The sequence below is a fragment of the Streptomyces sp. MGP-P1 genome, assembly GCF_057766565.1.
Map to the genome: position 1 here is coordinate 333291 of NZ_JBYMEM010000005.1, position 19845 is coordinate 353135.

Consider the following 19845-nt stretch of genomic DNA (forward strand, 5'->3'; position numbering starts at 1 on the left):
CACCCCTGTGGGGGAGGGATGGGGAGAGGTCGGAGGCGCTTCTCTTGGGTCTCTTGGGTCTCTTGGGTCTCTCGGATCTCTCGGATCTCTCGGATCTCTCGGGCCTCTCGGGCCTCTCGGGCCTCTCGGGCCTCTCGGGCCTCTCGGGCCTCTCGGGTCTCTCGGGCCGGGCTAGTACGACTTCGGCAGGCCCAGCGTCTGGTGCGAGACGTAGTTCAGGATCATCTCGCGGCTGACCGGGGCGATCCGGGCCACCCGGGACGCGGTGATCAGGGAGGCGAGGCCGTACTCGCGGGTCAGGCCGTTGCCGCCGAGGGTGTGCACGGCCTGGTCGACCGCCTTCACGCACGCCTCCCCGGCCGCGTATTTCGCCATGTTCGCCGCCTCGCCCGCCCCGATGTCGTCGCCCTCGTCGTACAGCCGGGCCGCCTTCTGCATCATCAGGCGCGACAGCTCCAGGTCGATGTGCGCGGTCGCCAGGGGGTGCGCGATGGCCTGGTGGGAGCCGATGGGGGCCTTCCACACCTGCCGGGTCCTGGCGTACTCCACGGCCTTGCCGAGCGCGAAGCGGCCCATGCCGATGCCGAAGGCGGCCGTCATGATCCGTTCGGGGTTGAGCCCCGCGAAGAGCTGGAGAAGGCCCGCGTCCTCGTCGCCGACCAGGGCGTCGGCCGGGAGGCGTACGTCGTCCAGGACCAGCTCGAACTGCTTCTCGGGGGCGTGGAGTTCCATGTCGATCTGGTTCCGGCCGAAGCCCTCGGCGTCGCGCGGGACGATGAACAGGCAGGGTTTGAGTTTCCCGGAGCGGGCGTCCGCGGTGCGGCCGACGATCAGCGTGGCGTCGGCTATGTCGACGCCGGACACGAAGACCTTGCGGCCGGTGAGCAGCCAGTCGGCGTCCGGGCCGGTGCCGTCGCGGCGGGCGGTGGTGGTGATGCGGTGGGAGTTGGAGCCGGCGTCGGGCTCGGTGATGCCGAAGGCCATGGTGAGGCTTCCGTCGGCGAGGCCCGGCAGCCACGTCCGCTTCTGTTCGTCGGTGCCGAAGCGGGCGATGACCGTGCCGCAGATCGCGGGCGACACGATCATCATGAGGAGGGGCGAGCCGGCGGCTCCCAACTCCTCAAGAACGATCGAGAGTTCGGCCATGCCGCCGCCTCCGCCGCCGTACTCCTCGGGGAGGTTCACCCCGAGGTAGCCGAGCTTGGCGGCCTCCGCCCACAGCTCGTCGGTGTGGTTGCCCTCGCGGATGACGGTGGTCATGTAGTCGCGCCCGTACCGCTTGCCGAGGGCGGCGACGGCGGCGCGCAGGGCCTGGTGCTCTTCGGTTTCGAGGACGGTGCCGACGGCGGTGCGGGCGGTGCTCATGCGGTCTCCTCCGGTACGGGGATGGCGGCCGGGTCCTCCTGGACCACGGCCGGTACGGGGATGGCGTCCGGGTCCTCCTGGACCACGGCGAGCAGCGCGCCGACCTCGACCTGGAGTCCGGGGGCGGCGTGCAGGGCGATGAGGGTGCCGGAGGCGGGGGCGAGGATGCGGTGCTCCATCTTCATCGCCTCCAGCCAGATCAGCGGCTGCCCGGCCTCGACGGGGGCCCCGGCGGCCAGGCCCTCCGCGAGGCGGACGACGGTCCCGGGCATCGGGGCGAGCAGGGAGCCGGGGTCGGTGTGCGTGGCGGGGTCGGTGAAGCGGGGCAGGGCGGTGAAGGCGTACGAGGCGTCGTCGGCGTCCACGTACACCCGGTCGCCGTCACGGTCGGCGGTGACCGTGAAGTGCCGCGCCACGCCGCCTGCTTCGAGCGTGACCCGGTCCGGGGTGACGGTGAGGACCCGGACGCCCCGGGGGTCGTGCGGTTCCGGGACTCCGGTGCGCGGGGTGCGGTAGGCGACCTCGTGCTCGGTCCCGTCGGGTTCGCTGCGGTAACGCTTGACCTGCGGCCCCGATGCCACGTTGCGCCAGGCCCCGAAGCGGGTGGGGGCGGGGCCGCCGGAGGCGGCGGTGCGGACGGCTGCCGCCAGGGCCGCGGCGAGGGCGGCCGTCGCCGGAGCCCGGCCGGGGGCCGGGGCGGTCAGGGCCGCCAGGTGCCGGTCGTAGAACCCGGTGTCCAGGCGTGCCGCCGCGAAGTCCGGGTGGCGCAGCGACCGGACGAGCAGGTCGCGGTTGGTGACCGGGCCGTGGATCCGGGCCCGCTCCAGCGCGCGGGCCAGCAGCCGGACGGCCCCGGCGCGGGTCGGGGCGTGGGCGATCACCTTGGCGAGCATCGGGTCGTAGTGCACGCCGATGGTGTCGCCGCCGGTGTACCCGGTGTCCAGGCGCAGGCCCGGCGCGTCCGGCACCTCCAGGGCGAGCAGGGCTCCGGTCTGCGGCTGCCAGTCGCGGGCGGGGTCCTCGGCGTAGAGCCGGGCCTCGACGGCGTGGCCCGACGGCGACGGGGGCGTCGGTTCCAGCGGCTCGCCCTCCGCCACCCGCAGTTGCAGGGCGACCAGGTCGAGCCCGAACACGGCCTCCGTCACGGGGTGTTCGACCTGGAGGCGGGTGTTCATCTCCAGGAAGTACGGGCGCCCCTCGGCGGAGACCAGGAACTCCACGGTCCCCGCGCCCCGGTAGCCCACGGCACGGGCCGCCGCGACGGCCGCCTCGTGGAGCCGGGTGCGCAGGTCGTCGTCCAGGCCCGGGGCGGGGGACTCCTCGATGACCTTCTGGTGGCGGCGCTGGAGCGAGCAGTCCCGGGTGCCGAGCGCCCACACCGTGCCGTGCTCGTCCGCCAGCACCTGGACCTCGACGTGCCGGCCGCGCTCCACGTACGGCTCGGCGAAGACCTCGCCGTCCCCGAAGGCGGACGCGGCCTCGGCGGCGGCCGCCAGCAGCTCGCCCGGAAGCGCCCCGAGTTCGCGGACGATCCGCATGCCGCGTCCGCCGCCGCCGGACGCCGCCTTCAGCAGCAGCGGCAGATCGTCGGGGCCGGCCGTCGCCGGGTCCACGGGGGCCAGAGACGGCACCCCCGCCCCGGCCATCAGCTCCTTGGCCCGGGTCTTGGACGCCATCAGCTCGATGGCCTTCACGGGCGGCCCCACCCACACCAGGCCCGCGTCCCGCACGGCGGCGGCGAAGGCGGCGTTCTCCGAGAGGAAGCCGTAGCCGGGGTGCACGGCGTCCGCCCCGGCGGCCAGCGCGGCGGCCACGACGAGGTCGGCGCGCAGATACGTGTCGGCGGGGGCCGCGCCCGGCAGCCGTACGGCCAGGTCGGCCTCCCGTACGTGCAGGGCGCCGGCGTCCGCGTCGGAGTGCACGGCCACCGTGGTGATGCCCAGCTCACGGCAGGTGCGGAAGATCCGGCAGGCGATCTCGCCCCGGTTGGCGACGAGCAGGGTGTCGATGGTCATCTGGGCCTCACATCCGGAAGACGCCGAAGCCGCCACGGGCGCCCTCGACCGGTGCGGTGTGGATCGCGGACAGGCACATGCCGAGGACGGTCCGGGTGTCGCGCGGATCGATGACCCCGTCGTCGTACAGCCGCCCGGACAGGAACACCGGCAGCGACTCCGCCTCGATCTGCTGCTCCACCATCGCCCGCAGTCCGGCGTCCGCCTCGTCGTCGTACGGCTGCCCCTTCGCGGCGGCGGAGGCGCGGGCGACGATGGACAGGACCCCGGCGAGCTGCTGCGGTCCCATGACGGCGGACTTGCTGCTCGGCCAGGCGAAGAGGAAGCGCGGATCGAAGGCGCGGCCGCACATGCCGTAGTGGCCGGCTCCGTAGGACGCCCCCATCAGGACCGACAGATGCGGGACCTTCGAGTTGGCGACCGCGTTGATCATCATCGCGCCGTGCTTGATGATGCCGCCCTGCTCGTACTCCTTGCCGACCATGTAGCCGGTGGTGTTGTGGAGGAAGAGCAGCGGGATGTCGCGCTGGTTCGCCAACTGGATGAACTGGGCCGCCTTCTGCGACTCCTCGCTGAACAGCACCCCCTGCGCGTTGGCGAGGATGCCGACCGGGTAGCCGTGCAACCGCGCCCAGCCGGTGACCAGGCTCGTCCCGTACAGCGGTTTGAACGCGTCAAAGTCCGAGCGGTCGACGAGCCGGGCGATGACCTCGCGCGGGTCGAAGGGCGCTTTCAGATCGCCCGGCACGATGCCGAGCAGCTCGTCCTCGTCGTACTTCGGCGGCTCGGCGGGGCCCGGATCGGCGTGCGCCTTACGCCAGTTGAGCCGGGCGACGACCCGCCGGGCCTGGCGGATCGCGTCGTGCTCGTCGACGGCGAAGTGGTCGGCGAGCCCGGAGGCGCGGGCGTGCATCTCGGCGCCGCCGAGGGACTCGTCGTCGCTCTCCTCGCCGGTCGCCATCTTCACCAGCGGCGGTCCGCCGAGGAAGACCTTGGACCGCTCCTTGATCATCACCACGTGGTCGGACATGCCGGGGACGTACGCACCGCCGGCGGTCGAGTTGCCGAACACGATGGCCACGGTGGGGATTCCGGCGGCGGAGAGCCGGGTGAGGTCGCGGAAGAGGGCCCCGCCCGGGATGAAGATCTCCTTCTGGGACGGCAGGTCGGCCCCGCCCGACTCCACCAGGCTGATGGCGGGGAGCCGGTTGGCGAAGGCGATCTCGTTGGCGCGCAGGGCCTTCTTCAGCGTCCACGGGTTCGAGGCCCCGCCGCGTACGGTCGGGTCGTTGGCGGTGATCAGGCACTCGACGCCCTCCACCACCCCGATCCCCGTGACGAGCGCGGCGCCGACCGCGTAATCGCTGCCCCAGGCGGCCAGTGGCGACAGCTCCAGGAACGGGGTGTCGGGGTCGACGAGCAACTCGATCCGCTCGCGGGCCGGGAGCTTGCCGCGCTTGCGGTGCCGGGCGACGTACTTCTCGCCGCCGCCCGCGAGCGCCTTGGCGTGCTCGGCCTCCAGCTCGGCGAGCTTGGCCACCATGGCGGCCCGGTCGGCCGCGTACTCGGGGCCGTCGGTGTCGAGCGCGGTGGGCAGGACGGTCATGCGGTCACCTCCGGGAGGGGGACGCCTTCCAGCAGCGGTACGGGGACGGGGAGGGACCGGGACCGCAGCCACTCCCCCAGCGCCTTGGCCTGCGGGTCGAAGCGGGCCTGGGCGGCGACGCCCTCGCCCAGGAGGCATGGGACGGTGAAGTTCAGGGCGCGCAGGTTGGGCAGGACATGGCGTACGACGGTCAAGTGGACGCACTCCGGCAGCAGTTCCTTGAACCGCTCGACGGTCAGCTCGTGCGCCAGCCAGCGCCAGGCGTCGTCGTCGCGCACCCAGACGCCCACGTTGGCGTCGCCGCCCTTGTCGCCGCTGCGGGCGCCCGCGACCAGACCGAGGGGTGCGCGCCGGGTGGGGGTGGAGGCGGGATACGGCTCGGGGAGCGGCGGCGCGGCGGGTTCGGCCAACTCCCGCGTGCGGGCAGGTGGTTCCTGTATCTCTCTGCGGCCGTCCGGGAGTACGGCGGTGTGCTCGACGTCCGCCGCCGGTACGGGCCTGGCCTCGAACACCCCGTAGGGCGCGCCCTTTCCGGGCGGGGCCGTGACGTGGAAGCCCGGGTAGCTGCCGAGGGCCAGCTCCACGGCGGCGCCGGAGACGGTCCGGCCGACCGCGTCGGCGTCCCTGTCGCGGACGACGAGCCGGAGCAGGGCGCTGGCCCGCTCCTCGGTGCCGGCGTCGGCGCGGTCGGTGCGGGCCAGCTCCCAGCGCACCTCGGCCGGCGGGCGCCCGCCGCTCCGTGCCAGGGCGTCGGCGAACTGGGCCTTCACCAGCTCCGCCTTGGCCTCGATGTCCAGGCCGGTGAGGACGAAGACGACCTCGTTGCGCCAGCCGCCGAGCCGGGTGAGCCCCGCCTTGAGGGTGGGCGGCGGGGCCTCGCCGCGTACGCCCTCGACGCGGACCCGGTCCGGGCCGTCCGGGGTCAGCGTCACGGTGTCGAGGCGGGCGGTGACGTCGGGGCCCGCGTACCGGGCTCCGCCGGTCTCGTAGAGGAGTTGGGCGGTGACGGTGCCGATGTCGACGACCCCGCCCGTGCCGTCGTGCTTGGTGATGACCGAGGAGCCGTCGGCGTGGATCTCGGCGAGCGGGAAGCCGGGGCGGCGGAGGAGGCGGGCGTCGTGCTCGCGGAAGAACGCGTAGTTCCCGCCGGTCGCCTGCGTGCCGCACTCCAGGACGTGTCCGGCGACGACGGCTCCCGCGAGCGCGTCCAGGTCGTCCGGGCCCCAGCCGAAGTGGGCGGCGGCGGGCCCGGTGACCAGGGCCGCGTCGGTGACCCGGCCGGTGACGACGACGTCCGCCCCGGCCCGCAGACAGGCGGCGATCCCGGAGCCGCCGAGGTAGGCGTTGGCGGTGAGGAACCCGTCCGGGACGGGCAGGCTGTCGCCCTCGACGTGGGCGACGGCGACGGGAACGCCGACCTTCCGGGCCAACTGCCGCACGGCGTCGGCCAGTCCGGCCGGGTTGAGCCCGCCCGCGTTGGCGACGATCCGCACCCCGCGCTCGTGGGCGAGGCCGAGCCCTTCCTCCAACTGGCGCAGGAAGGTGGTGGCGTAGCCCTTGTCCGGGTCCTTGAGGCGGCTCCGGCCGAGGATGAGCATGGTCAGCTCGGCGAGGTAGTCCCCGGTGACGACGTCGAGGGGGCCGCCGGTCAGCATCTCGCGCAGCGCGTCGAAGCGGTCGCCGTAGAAGCCGGACGCGTTGCCGATCCGGAGGGGCGCGGCGACGGGGGCTGCGTTCACCGGGGGCCGTCCCGCTCCGCGCGGGGCGGGCGGCCGGGGCCGGGAGGTCCGGCGAAGGCCTGGGCGATGGAGAGCCACTGGTCGGCTTCGCGCCCCTCGGCGGTGACGGCGAGGTCGGACCGGTGGGCGCGCTGGGTGACCAGAAGGCAGAAGTCGAGGAGCGGGCCGGTGATCCGCTGGGCGGCGTCCTCCGGTCCGTAGGCGATCATCTCGCCGTCCTGGGTGCGGAGTTCGACGCGGAACTCCTCCTCGGGCGCGGCGATTCCGCGTACCCCGTAGGCGTAGTTCCGGGCCCGGACGCCGATCCGCGCCACGTGCCGGAGCCGGGCGGTGGGGGCCCGGGTCGCCCCGAGGGCGTCGACGATGTCCTGGCCGTGCGCCCAGGTCTCCATGAGCCGGGCGGTCGCCATGGACGCGATGCTCATCGGCGGCCCGTACCAGGGGATCCGGGTGCCGGCCGGGGCGTCCCTCAGGACCTTGTCGAGCCGCTGCCGCCCCTCCCGCCACCGGGTGAGCAGGGCGTCCGGGGGATGGGCGGCGACCAGGGCTTCGGCCGCCTCGTCGACGAAGGTCTCGGGCGCGGCGAGGGCCTTGGCCACCTCGTCCCCGAACCGGTCCGGCTCGGTGGCCGCCAGCAGCGCGACCTCGTCGGTCCAGCTGAGGTGGGCGATCTGGTGGGCCACGGTCCACCGCTCGGCGGGGGTCGGCCGGCGCATGTCGGGCGCGCCCAACCCCCCCACCAGGGCGTCGAGTTCGTCGCTCTCTTCGCGCAGATCGTCGATCACGGCTACGACAGCGGACACGTGCGCTCCCCTCGGGACCGGGTGTGGTGCCCAGGAGCATGGCAGCGCACCAGGAAACAATCAAGCATGCTTGCATGGTTTTCTGTCCGGGGTGACCGAGGTGCCCGGGTGCGCCGGGCGTGGGGGGCGCTTGTGCGCCGGCGTGCGGGTGCGCCGGGTGTGCGGGGTGCTTGTGCGCCGGTGTGCGGGTGCGGGGGGGTGCGGGTGCGCCGGGTGTGCGGGGTGCTTGTGCGCCGGGTGCGGGTGCGCCGGGTGCGGGTGCGCCGGGTGCGGGTGCGCCGGGTGTGCGGGGTGACGCGCAGCGCGTCACCCCGGCCGCCGCCCGCCCGTCACTCGCCGCCCATGGCCGCCTTCGCCATCTGTTCGGTGGTGCTGGCCCCGTCGAGCGACTCCCGCACGATGTCGGCGTGACCGCTGTGATGGGCGATCTCACGGAACACGTGCAGCAGGACGTGCCGTACGGTCCAGACGAGGGGCTGCGGCGGTGACCAGGGGTATCGCGGCAGCGTGACTTCCCGGTCGAGATCGGGCTCCTCGCGGACGGCGCGGTCGAACGCCTCCGCCGCGGCGTGGAACGCGTCGAGATGGGCGGCGAGGCTCTCGTCCTCGGTCATCCGGTTGCCGTCCGGGTCGAGGTCGGCCCAGCCGACCTCGGGTGCCGCGGTCCCGTCGATCACGGAGAGCCAGCTCCGCTGGGTCGCCGCGAGGTGCTTCACGAGTCCGCCGAGGGTCAGCTCGCTGACCGTGGACCGGGCGCGGGCCTGCTCGTCGGTGAGCCCGGCGACGGCGTAGAGGAAGTTGGTGCGCTGGTCGGCGACCATGGCCAGCAGGTCGTGGCGTTCGCCGGCGCTCGGGTGAGTGCCGGTCGGTGCGGTCGGTTTCATGGCGGGGCCTCCTGGCGGGCCGGTGCGGGACTGGACCCGGCGACTGTAGGTTCCGCCGCCGTACGGAGGAGGGCATTCCGGCGGTGGCGACGCGGCGGTCCGCGTCAGCCTCCGTCGATGACTGCCGAAGGGCGCGCGGTATCGGAGCGGCTGACCGACGCCCGTTTTCCCTTCTCGGCGGCCGAGTGACGGGGCCGGGGCTCCCCCGGTACCCCAGGACTCGCAGCGACTCCCTGCCTCACGTGGGGCAGGGAGGCACAATCGGCGGCATGAAAAAGACGACCGTGTACCTTCCGAAAGGGCGGGAAGTGCGACTGGATGGCGAGTCCTCCGCGACCGGCGTCGGCGAGGCCGAGCTCATCCGGCGGAGCATCGCCTTGTTGCTGGACAGCGCGGAGCGGCCGAAGCGCACCCGGGAACTGCCCGTCTTCGACAGCTGACTCTCCCGCACGCCTGACGAGATGGACGACTCGGCGTACGAGCACCTCGAGCAACGGACCGCACGTCGTTGATCATCGTCGCCGACACCTCGGCTCTCCCCGCCGCTTTGGACACCGCGCAGGCAGAGCAGCGGGGCACGCGCAGGCGGGATGAACGCCTTCCGCATCCTGCCCGCCGACGGCTGAGGGCCGGGTCCGGCCACGCCACCCGGCCGCGTCGCCCCGCCGTGGCTCACCCCTCGCGGCGCGGGCCCGTCCGGCTGCGGACCGCGCCGACGCTGGCCCCGATGACCAGGGCGATGGCGAGGGCGTCCGTGGTGGAGAGGGCCTGGTCGAGGATCAGGAAGCCCGCGCCGGCGGCGATGGCCGGCTCCAGGCTCATCATCACGGCGAACGTGGGCGCGGGCAGCCGGCGCAGCGCCATCAGCTCCAGGGTGTACGGGAGGACCGAGCTGAGGAGGGCCACCGCCGCACCGAGCGCCACGGTGGACGGGACCGTGAGCTTCGCCCCGGACTCGATGATGCCCAGGGGCAGCGAGAGGACCGCGGCGACGACCATCGCCAGCGCCAGCCCGTCCGCCTGCGGGAAGCGGCGGCCGGTGCGGGCGCTGAACACGATGTACGCCGCCCACATCGCCCCGGCCCCCAGGGCGTACGCCGCGCCGACCGGGTCGAGGCGGTCGAAGCCGCCGCCGCCCAGCAGGACGACGCCGGCGAGGGCGAGGCCCGCCCACACGAGGTTGATCAGGCGGCGGGAGGCGAACACCGAGAGGGCCAGCGGGCCGAGCACCTCCAGGGTGACGGCGATGCCGAGCGGGATCCGGTCCAGCGCCTGGTAGAAGAGCGTGTTCATGCCGCCCATGGCGACGCCGAAGGCGAGCACCGTGCCCCAGTCGGCACGCGAGTGGCCGCGCAGCTTCGGGCGGCAGATCACCAGCAGGATCAGCGCGGCGGCCGCCAGCCTCAGGGTGACGACGCCCAGCGCGCCCGCCTTCGGCATCAGGAGCGCCGCGACGGCCGAGCCGAACTGGACGGACAGGCCGCCGGCGACCACCAGCACGATCGGCGTCAGCGCCGCCCGGCGCTCGGCCCCGGTCCGCCCGGCGGGCGCGGCGCCTTCGAGTGCCGGCATCGCTTCGGGTACGGCGACGGCTGCGGCGGCCTGTTCGGCGGCGCTGCGCTGGTCGTTCACGGGGGACCTTCCGAGGGAACGGGGACGAGTCGGATCAGTACATTGCAATGAACTGGACAGTACAGCAGAACGCACTATTCCGTCGATGGCGGTACGTCAGGACGTACTACCCCCGCCGACGGCAGAACGTCAGGACGCGCCGCCCCGCCGACGGCAGGGCATCAGCTACGCACTGCCCCGTCGATGGCGTCCCTTCACCGTAAGGACCTCCGCGCGTTCCGTGAAATACCGATCAAGCTCCCGTTATGCTCCCGACGCATGAACGATGCGCCCCCCACCGGCCGCCCCGTGGAACTCCGGCATCTGCGGGCCTTCCTCGCGGTCGCCGAGGAGTTGAACATCACGCGTGCCGCCGCCCGCCTGCGGCTCACCCAGCCCGCCGTGTCCCGCACCCTCGCGGCGCTGGAGCGGCACCTGGGGGTCCGGCTCGTCGACCGTTCCACCCATCACCTCGCCCTGACCCCCGACGGCGTCGCCTTCCGTGACAAGGCCGCCGCCGCGGTCGCCGCCTTCGACGAGGCCCTCGACCCCGGCCGGCTGCGCACCTGGCCGCTGCGGCTCGGGCACGCCTGGTCCGCGTTCGGGCCGTACACCACGCCGTTGCTGCGGGCCTGGCAGGAGCGCCACCCGGGGACCCCGCTGGAGCTGCTCCGGATCGACGACCGCACCGCCGGCCTGCCCCGGGGCGAGGTCGACGCGGCGTTGCTGCGGGGGCCCGTGGACGCGCCGGGGCTCGTCGCCGAGGTGCTGTTCACCGAGGTCCGGGTGGCGGCGGTGACCGCGGACGGGCCGCTCGCGGAACGGGCCTCGCTCGCCCTCGCCGATCTCGCGGCGGGCCCCGTCGTCCTGAACACCGTCTCCGGCACCACCACCGTCGGCCTGTGGCCGCCGCACGCCCGGCCGGCCACCACCGTCACCGTCGGGAACACCGACGACTGGCTCACCGCGATCGCCGCCGGCCGCGGCAGCGGGGTGTCGACCGCCTCGACCGCGACCCTGCACCCGCACACGGGGGTCGCCTACCTCCCGCTCGACGACGCCCCGGACGTCCCGGTCCTCCTCGCCCGCCGCGACGCCCCCGGCCACCCGGCGCTGCCGGAGCTTGCCGCACTGGCCCGCGAGATCGTCGCCCGGGGCGCGACGCGCTGAGCCCCGCGCTGAGCCCTACGCGCCGCCCCCCGGCCCCTCGTCGACGGCCGTCGCAGCCGCCTCCCCGATGGCCTCCGCGACGACCTCCGCCAGGTGCCGGGCCCGCCGCCCGGCCAGCTGGTCGAGCTGCGTGCGGCAGGAGAAGCCGTCCGCGAGGAGTTCCGTACCGGGTTCCGCGTTCCGTACGGCGGGGAGCAGCCGCTCCTCCGCGCAGGCGACGGACACCTCCCAGTGGCCCTTCTCGAAGCCGAAGTTCCCGGCGAGCCCGCAGCAGCCGCCGCTGAGTTCGCCGGTGAGGCCCATCCGTTCACGCAGCCGCCGTTCCGCCGCGTCGCCGAGGACCGCGTGCTGGTGACAGTGCGTCTGGCCGGCGGCCGGGCGGTCCAGGCGGGGCGGGGTCCAGTCGGGGGCGTACTCCTCCAGGTACTGGGCGAACGTCCGTACCGACGCGGCCAGTTCTGCGGCGCGCGGGTCGTCGGGGAGGAGTTCGGGCAGGTCGGTGCGGAGCGTCGCGGCGCAGCTCGGTTCGAGGACGACGAGCGGGTGGCCCGGCGGGAGGCGTAGCCGGTCCAGGGTGCGGCGCATCACGCGGCGGGCCGCGTCCAGCTGGCCCGTCGACACGTACGTGAGGCCGCAGCACAGACCGCGCGGGGGCGGCAGCACCGTGCGCCCGGTCGCCTCCTCCAGGACCCGGACGGCCGCCCGGCCCACCCGCGGGGAGAGGTGCTCGGTGAAGGTGTCCGCCCAGAGCGCCACCACCCGGTCCGAGGAGAGGCGCTGGGTCCCCTTCCCCCGGCGGCGGTGAAGCCACCGGCTGTACGTCTCTGTCGCCAGCACCGGGATCGTACGCTCGGGCGCGATCCCGGCCAGCCGTTTCACGAGCGCGGCCAGGGGGCGCAGCCGGGCCAGCGCGTTCAGCGGCCGGGCGAAGGGCGCGGCCAGGCGCAGCCAGCGCGGGAGGCGGCCCATGGCGTAGTGGGCGGCGGGGCGGAGCCGGCCCCGGTAGTGGTGGTGCAGGAACTCCGCCTTGTACGTGGCCATGTCGACGCCGACCGGGCAGTCGCTGCGGCAGCCCTTGCAGGAGAGGCACAGGTCGAGCGCGTCCCGGACCTCCTCGCTGCGCCAGCCGTCCGTGATGACCTCGCCCGCGAGCATCTCGTGGAGCAGCCGGGCCCGGCCCCGGGTCGAGTGGGCCTCCTCGCCGGTCGCCCGGAAAGACGGGCACATGACGCCCGCGCCGCTCGCCTCCGTCGTACGGCACTTGGCGACGCCGACGCAGCGGCGGACCGCGCCCGCGAAGTCCCCGCCGTCCTGCGGGTACCCGAACTCCACGTCCACCGGGCGTTTCGGGAGGACGGCGAAGCGGAGGTTCGCGTCCAGGGGGGCGGGGCGGGCGAGGATGCCGGGGTTCAGGCCGCCGTCCGGGTCCCACAGGTCCTTGAACCGGTGGAAGAGGGCGACGAGTTCGTCCCCGTACATCCGGGGCAGCAGTTCCGCGCGCGCCTGGCCGTCGCCGTGCTCGCCGCTGAGGGAGCCGCCGTGCGCGACGACGAGAGAGGCCGTCTCCTCGGAGAACCGGCGGAAGCGGGCCACCCCGGCGTCGGTCATCAGGTCGAAGTCGATGCGGACGTGGACGCAGCCGTCGCCGAAGTGGCCGTACGGGGCGCCGCGCAGGCCGTGTTCGGCGAGGAGGGCCCGGAAGTCGCGGAGGTACGCGCCGAGCCGGGCGGGCGGCACCGCGCAGTCCTCCCACCCGGGCCAGGCCTCGGTGCCGTCGGGCATCCGGGTCGCGGTTCCGGCGGCGTCCTCGCGGATCCGCCACAGGGCCCGCTGCCCGGCCGGGTCCGTGACGACCGTCCCGTCCACCGCGTCGGCGCCCCGCAGGACGCGTTCGGCGTGCGCCCTCGCCTCGGCCGGGGTGTCGCCGCCGGTCTCGACGAACAGCCAGGCGGCCCCGCGCGGCAGCCCGGCGGACCGGGTGACGAGGTCGGCGGCCATGCCCTCGACGGTGAGCGGGCGGTACGGGAGGAGGCCCGGGGCGGCGTCGGCGGCGGCGGACTCGTCGGCGTACCCGAGGACCGCCAGGGCGCGGGCGCGCGGGGCCTCGACCAGGCGGACGGTGGCCTCGGTGACGACGCCGAGGGTGCCCTCGCTGCCGCAGAACGCCCGGACCGGGTCGGGGCCGCCGGGGTGTTCGGGGAGCAGGGCGTCGAGCGCGTACCCGGAGATGCGGCGCGGGAGGCCGGGGTAGCCGGTGCGCAGGAGGGCGAGGTGGGCGGCGACGAGCGCTCCGACGCCCTCGGGTCCCTCGCCGCTCCCCTGTTCCAGGCGCAGGGCCTCGCCCCCGTACCGGACGACCGACAGCTTCCGCACGTTGTCCGCGGTCGTGCCCCAGGCCACCGAGTGGGCGCCGCAGGAGTTGTTGCCGATCATCCCGCCGAGGGTGCAGCGGCTGTGGGTGGAGGGGTCGGGGCCGAAGGTCAGGCCGTGGGGTGCGGCGGCGGCCCGCAGGTCGTCCAGGATCACGCCGGGCTGGACGACGGCGGTGCGGGCGGCGGGGTCCAGGTCGAGGATCGTGCGCAGATGGCGGGTGAGGTCGAGGACGAGTCCGGTGCCGGTGGCCTGTCCGGCGATGGAGGTGCCGCCGCCGCGCGCCACCACCGGCACCCCGTGCTCCCGGCAGACGGCCAGGGCGGCGGCGATGTCGTCGGCGTCGCGCGGGGCGAGCACACCGAGCGGAACGCGGCGGTAGTTGGAGGCGTCCATCGTCGTCAGCGCCCGGGCGGCGGCCCCGAAGTCGCTCGTGCCGCGTACGGCGGAGCGGAGCGCCGCGACGAAAGCCGGGGGCATGGCGGTGTCCGGGGCGATGTCGGTATGCGGTCGATGCTGTTCGGCCATGGTCTCAGCATGCCGTCGCCTCAGGTGAACTCTTGGGATGCGCCAGGATCAAAGCACGTAAGCAGTACAAAAAAGCCCACAAGATCTTCCCAAACAGACCGTCAAGTCTCCTATAGTGACCAAGACTTGCGCAGGAATTGGCAGCTCCAGTTGTGCTGGATCGCCTACAACCGTGCTGAACTGTCCTGAATTCGACTGGTCGATTTCACCCGGTTCGCACCGCTTGAACCACACCTGACACCACATCGCACCGCCTCACACCGTCCCGCACCGTCCGCCACCGAGGACTCCGATTGCGCCCCTCACACCGGCCCACCGCACTCGCCCTGCTGATCTCGGCAGCCGCAACCGGCACGCTGACCCTGTGGGGCGTCGCCGTGGCCCCCGACGCGGTACGGACCCCACTGGCCTGGGGCGCGGGCGCGGCCGCCGTGCTGCTGAGCGTCTGCGTGGCCGTCACCGTCCACACCCTGGGGACCGCGCGGACCCTGCGCGCCCTGCGGGCCGCCGACGCCCAGCGGTTCACCGCGGAGACCTCGCGCCTGGTCTCCGCCTCCGCCGTCGATGCCCAGCGCTTCACCGCGGAGACCGCCCGGATCAAGGGCGCCGCCTCCGCCGAGACCGCCAGGGTCGTCGCCGACGCCCGCGCCGAGAACGAGCGGATCGCCGCGGCCGCCGCCGCCGAGCAGGGCCGGCTGGCCGTCTCCGTCGACCGGCTGACCGCCCGTGCCACCCGTGCCGAGACCGAGCGCTCCGCCGCCGTCGCCGCCTGCGCCAACGCGGCGGGGCGGATGCAGGCCCTGGCCACCAGCATGCTGGCCGACCTCCGCGAGATGGAGCACCGGCACTCCGACGAGTCCGTCCTCGGCGACCTGCTCCACCTGGACCACCGCACCGCCCAGGCGGGCCGCCTCGCCGACTCCATCGCCGTGCTGACCGGGGCCCGCTCCGGCCGGCGCTGGGCGAAGCCCATCGTCATGGAGTCGATCCTGCGCGGCGCGATGGGCCGGATCGGCAGCTACCAGCGGGTCCGTCTCCACTCCACCAGCGATGTCGCCATCGCCGGTCACGCGGCCGAGGGCGTCATGCACGCGCTCGCCGAAATCCTCGACAACGCTGCCAACTTCTCGCCGCCCACCGCCGAGGTCCACGTGTACGTGGAGGAGGTCCCGGCGGGCATCGTCATCACCGTCGAGGACAGCGGGCTCGTCATGAGCGAGGTGCAGCTGCGCCGCGCCGAGAAGGCGGTCTCCGCCGACCACCAGGACCTCACCAACCTCTCCGGCACCCGCCTCGGGCTCGCCGTCGTCGGCAGGCTGGCCCGCAAGCACGGACTGACCGTCTCCTTCCGGCCGTCCGCCCGGGGCGGCACCGGCGCGCTGATGATGCTCCCCCAGGACCTCATCTCCCGCTCGACCGCGCCGACGCCGACGGTCCCGGCCCAGGCTGTCGCGGCCCCGGCAGCTCCGGCCACCGCTCCCGCCGCTCCGGCCGCCGCTCCCGCCGAGCCGGAGCCCTCGCACGCCTCGGCCGCCGGGACGGACACCGCCGGCGCCGCCCCCGCGGCCCGGTCCCTTCCCGAGGACGACGCCTCCACGCCCCTGACCCCGGCGGCGGAGTCGGCGTCCGAGTCCACGGGCACCGTGCCCGCGTTCGGCGAGAGCGGCCTGCCCAAGCGCCGCCGCGGCCGCACGCTGGCCGCCGCCGAGGCCCGTACCGGCAACGCCACCCCCGGCGAGGCCGACACCCCCCGGGCCCGCACCACCGACCCGAAGGTCCAGGCCGCGCGCTTCAGCACCTTCAGCAAGGCGGTACGGGCCAACTCCACGCACCCGGAAGGCAACACCCGATGACCGCGACCACCGACGAGAAGCTCAACTGGCTGCTGGAGGGGCTGCTCGACCGCACCCCCGGCACCCGCCACGCCCTCGTCCTGTCCCGCGACGGCCTCAAGCTGTGCCGCACCCCCGAGCTCTCCGTCGACCAGGCCGACCAGCTGGCCGCGATCTCCGCCGGGATCCAGAGCCTCTCGCACGGCGCGTCCATCGAATTCGGCGACGGCACCGGCGGCGTACGGTCCGCGATGGCCGAGTTCTACGGCGGCGTGCTGTTCATCGTCGAGGCGGGAGCCGGGGCCCACCTGGCCGTCGTCGCCGACGAGGACTCCGACGTGGGCCTCGTCGGCCACAACATGAGCGAGCTCGTCGAGCAGCTCGGCGAACACCTCGTCGCGCCGCCGCGCGAACCCTCCGAGACCCCGGCCGTATGACGACGGCACCCCGCCCCCGGCCGGGCCGCGACGAGGACCCGGACCGGCTGTACACCCTCACCGGGGGCCGCAGCCGCTCCGACTCCGCCGCGTTCGACCTGGTGACGCTCGTCGTCGCCGAGTGCGACCCGGCCCCCGGGATGCAGTCCGAGCACGTCGCGATCCTGCGGATGTGCCAGGGCCCCACCGCCGTCGTCGAGATAGCCGCGACCCTGAACCTGCCGGTCAGCATCGTCCGCATCATGCTGTGCGACCTGCTCGACACCGGCCGGATCAGCGCCCGCCACCCCCGTACAGCCCGTGTCGCGGACCGGCTCCCCGACCCCGACATCCTGGAACAGGTGCTCGTTGGACTCCGCAACCTCTGACCGCGCCGCCCTGAGCGCGACGGCCGACAACGGACTGAAGATCGTTGTCGTCGGCGGCTTCGGGGTCGGCAAGACCACCATGGTCCGATCCGTGAGCGAGATCCGTCCGCTCAACACGGAGGAGACCATGACCCGCGCGGGCGAGGCCGTCGACCACCTCGACGGCATCCAGGCCAAGTCGTCCACCACCGTGGCGTTCGACTTCGGCCGGATCACGCTCGACGAACGCTCCGTGCTGTACCTCTTCGGCGCACCCGGACAGGAGCGCTTCTGGTTCCTGTGGGACCGGCTGTTCTCCGGCACGCTCGGCGCGGTCGTCCTCGTCGACACCCGGCGGCTCGCCGACTCCTGGTACGCCATCGACCGCCTGGAGCACCACGGCACCCCGTTCATCGTGGCGTGCAACGACTTCGGCGGGCCGCTCCACAGCGAGCAGCAGATCCGCGAGGCCCTGGACCTCTCGGAGGACGTGCCGCTGGTGGAGTGCGACGCGCGCGACCGCTCGTCCAGCAAGTACGTGCTCATCACGCTCGTCGAACACCTCGCCGCGCTCTCCGCCGCCCGCCTCCGCGCCCCCGAGGCGGCCCTGGCGGCGGCCGGCCCGACCCCGGAGCCCGCCCCGTGACCCCTGTCTCCGGCTGCCCCGTCACCCACGGGTCCGTCCCCCTGTCCGGGCCCCGCTTCCAGAGCGACCCCGTCCAGCTCTACCGGGACATGCGGCGCGACCACGGGGCCATCGCCCCGGTCGTCCTCGACGGCGACGTGCCCGCCTGGCTCGTCCTCGGCTACCGCGAACTGCACCAGGTCACCGGCGACCCGGCCCTCTTCAGCCGGGACTCCGACCTGTGGAACCAGTGGGACCGCATCCCCGACGACTGGCCGCTGCTGCCGATGATCGGGCGCAGGCAGCCCTCGATCCTCTACACGGTCGGCGAGCGCCACAGCGTCCGCGCCATGATGATCAGCAACGCGCTGGAGGGCGTCGACCCGTTCTCCCTGAAGCGGTACGCGGAGGAGTTCGCCGACGAGCTGATCGACCGGTTCTGCACCAAGGGCTCGGTCGACATCATCGCGGAGTACGCCAAGCTGCTGCCCGCCCTCGTACTGGCCAGGATCTACGGCTTCTCCGACGAGAAGGCCCACCCGCTGGTCGGCGCGATCAACGACATGATCGACGGCCGGGAGCGGGCGCTCGCCGGACAGCAGCACCTCGGCACGTCGATGTTCCAGCTGCTGGCCGACAAGCACGCCGAGCCCGGCGACGACGTCGCCAGCCGGATGCTCGCCGACCCCGGCGGCTTCACCGACGAGGAGGTCGCCCAGGACCTCATGGTGATGATGGCGGCCGGCCACCAGCCGACCGCCGACTGGATGGGCAACTCGCTGCGCCTCATGCTCACCGACGACCGGTTCGCCGCCTCCCTCTCGGGCGGCCGGCACAGCGTCGCCGAGGCGATGAACGAGGTCCTCTGGGAGGACACCCCCACCCAGAACGTGGCCGGCCGCTGGGCCGCCCGCGACACCCACCTCGGCGGCCGCCACATCCGCGCCGGCGACCTGCTGCTCCTCGGCCTCGCCGCCGCCAACGGCGACCCGCAGGTGCGCACCGACGGCTCGACGCTGACCGGCGGCAACAACGCCTTCCTCTCCTTCGGCCACGGCGAGCACCGCTGCCCGTTCCCGGCCCAGGAGACCGCCGAGGTCATCGCCCGTACCGGCATCGAGGTCCTCCTCGACCGGCTGCCCGACGTGGACCTCGCCGTCCCCGCCGAGCAGCTCACCCGCCGCCCGTCGCCGTGGCTGCGCGGGCTGACCGACCTGCCGGTGCTCTTCACACCCACCCCCGCCATCGGAAGACCCGGAAACTTCGGAGGCCCCGCATGACCCGCATCGCGCTCGACCCCTTCGTCAGAGACCTCGACGGCGAGAGCGCCGCGCTGCGGGCCGCCGGCCCGCTGGCCGAGGTGGAACTGCCCGGCGGTGTACACGTGTACGCGGTCACCCGCCACGCGGAGGCCCGCGCGCTGCTCACCGACAGCCGCCTGGTCAAGGACATCAACGTCTGGAACGCCTGGCAGCGCGGCGAGATACCCATGGACTGGCCGCTGATCGGCCTGGCCAACCCGGGCCGCTCGATGCTGACGGTCGACGGGGCGGACCACCGCCGTCTCCGTACGCTGGTGGCGCAGGCGCTCACGGTGAAGCGGGTGGAGCGGCTGCGTGCCGGGATCGAGGCGCTGACGAACGCGAGCCTGGAGCGGCTGGCGGCCCTCCCCGCCGGGCAGCCGGTGGATCTGAAGGCCGAGTTCGCCTATCCGCTCCCCATGAACGTGATCAGCGAGCTGATGGGCGTGGACGCGGCGGACCACCCCCGGCTGAAGGAGCTGTTCGAGAAGTTCTTCTCGACGCAGACGCCACCGGAGGAGGTCCCGCAGATGATGGCGGACCTCGGGGCCCTCTTCACGAAGATCGTCGACTCCAAGCGGGCGAACCCGGGCGACGACCTGACCAGCGCCCTGATCGCGGCCTCCGAGGACGGCGACCACCTCTCCGACGAGGAGATCGTCAACACGCTGCAACTGATCATCGCCGCCGGGCACGAGACCACGATCAGCCTGATCGTCAACGTCGTCGAGGCGCTGGCCACCCACCCCGAGCAGCGCGAGAAGGTGCTGAGCGGGGAGATCGGTTGGGACGGCGTGATCGAGGAGACGTTGCGCTGGAACACCCCGACCTCGCACGTCCTGATCCGCTTCGCGACGGAGGACGTCGAGGTCGGCGACAGGGTCCTGCCGAAGGGCGAGGGCCTGATCGTCTCCTTCGGCGCGCTGGGCCGCGACGAGGAGAGTCACGGCCCGACGGCCGGCGAGTTCGACGCCACCCGCACCCCGAACCGCCACATCGCCTTCGGCCACGGCCCGCACATCTGCCCGGGTGCGGCGCTCTCCCGCCTGGAGGCGGGCATCGCGCTCCCCGCGCTGTACGAGAGGTTCCCCGAACTGGACCTGGCGGTCCCGGCGTCCGAGCTGCGCAACAAGCCGATCGTGACCCAGAACGACCTGCACGAACTGCCGGTGAAGCTGGGCTGCCCGTTCGGCCACGACGCCTAGTCCTTCG

Annotated in this window: 15 protein-coding genes and 1 pseudogene; 8 read left to right on the forward strand and 8 right to left on the reverse strand. The window is 73.8% G+C overall.

Annotated elements, in window-relative coordinates; all coding sequences use genetic code 11:
• Window positions 1-171: 171 nt before the first annotated feature.
• The 6 genes from AC3CH1_RS10870 to AC3CH1_RS10895 form a co-directional block, all read right to left on the reverse strand.
• Window positions 172-1365, reverse strand: coding sequence for an acyl-CoA dehydrogenase family protein (locus tag AC3CH1_RS10870; RefSeq protein ID WP_488462703.1), 1194 nt, complete (start codon window positions 1363-1365; stop codon window positions 172-174).
• Window positions 1362-3380, reverse strand: coding sequence for an acetyl/propionyl/methylcrotonyl-CoA carboxylase subunit alpha (locus AC3CH1_RS10875; protein WP_488462704.1), 2019 nt, complete (start codon window positions 3378-3380; stop codon window positions 1362-1364). Before AC3CH1_RS10875 ends, AC3CH1_RS10870 begins: the two co-directional genes overlap by 4 nt.
• 7 nt (window positions 3381-3387) lie before the next feature.
• On the reverse strand, window positions 3388-4986 hold the full coding sequence (locus AC3CH1_RS10880; RefSeq protein WP_488462705.1) for an acyl-CoA carboxylase subunit beta: 1599 nt from the start codon (window positions 4984-4986) through the stop codon (window positions 3388-3390).
• Window positions 4983-6725, reverse strand: a complete 1743-nt coding sequence (locus tag AC3CH1_RS10885; RefSeq protein WP_488462706.1) for an acyclic terpene utilization AtuA family protein — start codon at window positions 6723-6725, stop codon at window positions 4983-4985. Before AC3CH1_RS10885 ends, AC3CH1_RS10880 begins: the two co-directional genes overlap by 4 nt.
• Complete coding sequence (locus tag AC3CH1_RS10890; RefSeq protein WP_488462707.1) at window positions 6722-7528, reverse strand: TIGR03084 family metal-binding protein; 807 nt, start codon at window positions 7526-7528, stop codon at window positions 6722-6724. Before AC3CH1_RS10890 ends, AC3CH1_RS10885 begins: the two co-directional genes overlap by 4 nt.
• A gap of 329 nt (window positions 7529-7857) precedes the next feature.
• Entirely contained in the window at window positions 7858-8412 is a 555-nt protein-coding gene (locus tag AC3CH1_RS10895; RefSeq protein WP_488462708.1) for a DinB family protein, read from the reverse strand.
• 308 nt (window positions 8413-8720) lie between these two features.
• Here AC3CH1_RS10895 and AC3CH1_RS10900 point away from each other — a divergent pair.
• Window positions 8721-8924 (forward strand): annotated as a pseudogene (locus AC3CH1_RS10900) (CopG family transcriptional regulator).
• Window positions 8925-9084: 160 nt separating this feature from the next.
• Here AC3CH1_RS10900 and AC3CH1_RS10905 read toward each other — a convergent pair.
• Window positions 9085-10044, reverse strand: a complete 960-nt coding sequence (locus AC3CH1_RS10905; protein WP_488462709.1) for an EamA family transporter — start codon at window positions 10042-10044, stop codon at window positions 9085-9087.
• Between the two features lie 258 nt (window positions 10045-10302).
• Here AC3CH1_RS10905 and AC3CH1_RS10910 point away from each other — a divergent pair, with 258 nt between their 5' ends.
• Window positions 10303-11193, forward strand: coding sequence for a LysR family transcriptional regulator (locus AC3CH1_RS10910; RefSeq protein WP_488462710.1), 891 nt, complete (start codon window positions 10303-10305; stop codon window positions 11191-11193).
• 15 nt (window positions 11194-11208) lie between these two features.
• Here AC3CH1_RS10910 and AC3CH1_RS10915 read toward each other — a convergent pair whose 3' ends face one another.
• The gene (locus AC3CH1_RS10915; RefSeq protein ID WP_488462711.1) at window positions 11209-14091 is read right to left on the reverse strand and encodes an FAD-binding and (Fe-S)-binding domain-containing protein; all 2883 of its coding nucleotides are present in this window, start codon (window positions 14089-14091) and stop codon (window positions 11209-11211) included.
• A gap of 293 nt (window positions 14092-14384) precedes the next feature.
• On the opposite strand from AC3CH1_RS10915, the gene AC3CH1_RS10920 reads away from it, so the two are divergent.
• The 6 genes from AC3CH1_RS10920 to AC3CH1_RS10945 are packed head-to-tail and all read left to right on the forward strand — an operon-like array spanning window position 14385 to window position 19838.
• A complete protein-coding gene (locus tag AC3CH1_RS10920) occupies window positions 14385-15944 on the forward strand; it encodes a sensor histidine kinase (RefSeq protein ID WP_488462712.1) in 1560 nt (519 codons plus the stop codon).
• Window positions 15941-16360 carry a roadblock/LC7 domain-containing protein gene (locus tag AC3CH1_RS10925; RefSeq protein WP_030117604.1) on the forward strand — a complete coding sequence of 140 codons (420 nt, stop codon included), beginning with the start codon at window positions 15941-15943 and terminating at the stop codon, window positions 16358-16360. Before AC3CH1_RS10920 ends, AC3CH1_RS10925 begins: the two co-directional genes overlap by 4 nt.
• On the forward strand, window positions 16357-16728 hold the full coding sequence (locus AC3CH1_RS10930) for a DUF742 domain-containing protein (protein ID WP_003967208.1): 372 nt from the start codon (window positions 16357-16359) through the stop codon (window positions 16726-16728). Before AC3CH1_RS10925 ends, AC3CH1_RS10930 begins: the two co-directional genes overlap by 4 nt.
• Window positions 16709-17353, forward strand: a complete 645-nt coding sequence (locus AC3CH1_RS10935) for a GTP-binding protein (protein ID WP_371625116.1) — start codon at window positions 16709-16711, stop codon at window positions 17351-17353. Before AC3CH1_RS10930 ends, AC3CH1_RS10935 begins: the two co-directional genes overlap by 20 nt.
• The gene (locus tag AC3CH1_RS10940; protein WP_488462713.1) at window positions 17350-18612 is read left to right on the forward strand and encodes a cytochrome P450; all 1263 of its coding nucleotides are present in this window, start codon (window positions 17350-17352) and stop codon (window positions 18610-18612) included. Before AC3CH1_RS10935 ends, AC3CH1_RS10940 begins: the two co-directional genes overlap by 4 nt.
• Window positions 18609-19838 carry a cytochrome P450 family protein gene (locus AC3CH1_RS10945; protein WP_488462714.1) on the forward strand — a complete coding sequence of 410 codons (1230 nt, stop codon included), beginning with the start codon at window positions 18609-18611 and terminating at the stop codon, window positions 19836-19838. The genes AC3CH1_RS10940 and AC3CH1_RS10945 overlap by 4 nt, the downstream gene beginning before the upstream one ends.
• Window positions 19839-19845: the final 7 nt, after the last annotated feature.

Excerpts from the sequence above, each read along its gene's own strand:
- AC3CH1_RS10910 (WP_488462710.1), top strand. The coding sequence starts at position 10,303 with ATGAACGATGCGCCCCCCACCGGCCGCCCCGTGGAACTCCGGCATCTG.
- AC3CH1_RS10880 (WP_488462705.1), bottom strand. The coding sequence starts at position 4,986 with ATGACCGTCCTGCCCACCGCGCTCGACACCGACGGCCCCGAGTACGCG.
- AC3CH1_RS10925 (WP_030117604.1), top strand. The coding sequence starts at position 15,941 with ATGACCGCGACCACCGACGAGAAGCTCAACTGGCTGCTGGAGGGGCTG.
- AC3CH1_RS10870 (WP_488462703.1), bottom strand. The coding sequence starts at position 1,365 with ATGAGCACCGCCCGCACCGCCGTCGGCACCGTCCTCGAAACCGAAGAG.
- AC3CH1_RS10930 (WP_003967208.1), top strand. The coding sequence starts at position 16,357 with ATGACGACGGCACCCCGCCCCCGGCCGGGCCGCGACGAGGACCCGGAC.
- AC3CH1_RS10915 (WP_488462711.1), bottom strand. The coding sequence starts at position 14,091 with ATGGCCGAACAGCATCGACCGCATACCGACATCGCCCCGGACACCGCC.
- AC3CH1_RS10945 (WP_488462714.1), top strand. The coding sequence starts at position 18,609 with ATGACCCGCATCGCGCTCGACCCCTTCGTCAGAGACCTCGACGGCGAG.
- AC3CH1_RS10895 (WP_488462708.1), bottom strand. The coding sequence starts at position 8,412 with ATGAAACCGACCGCACCGACCGGCACTCACCCGAGCGCCGGCGAACGC.
- AC3CH1_RS10875 (WP_488462704.1), bottom strand. The coding sequence starts at position 3,380 with ATGACCATCGACACCCTGCTCGTCGCCAACCGGGGCGAGATCGCCTGC.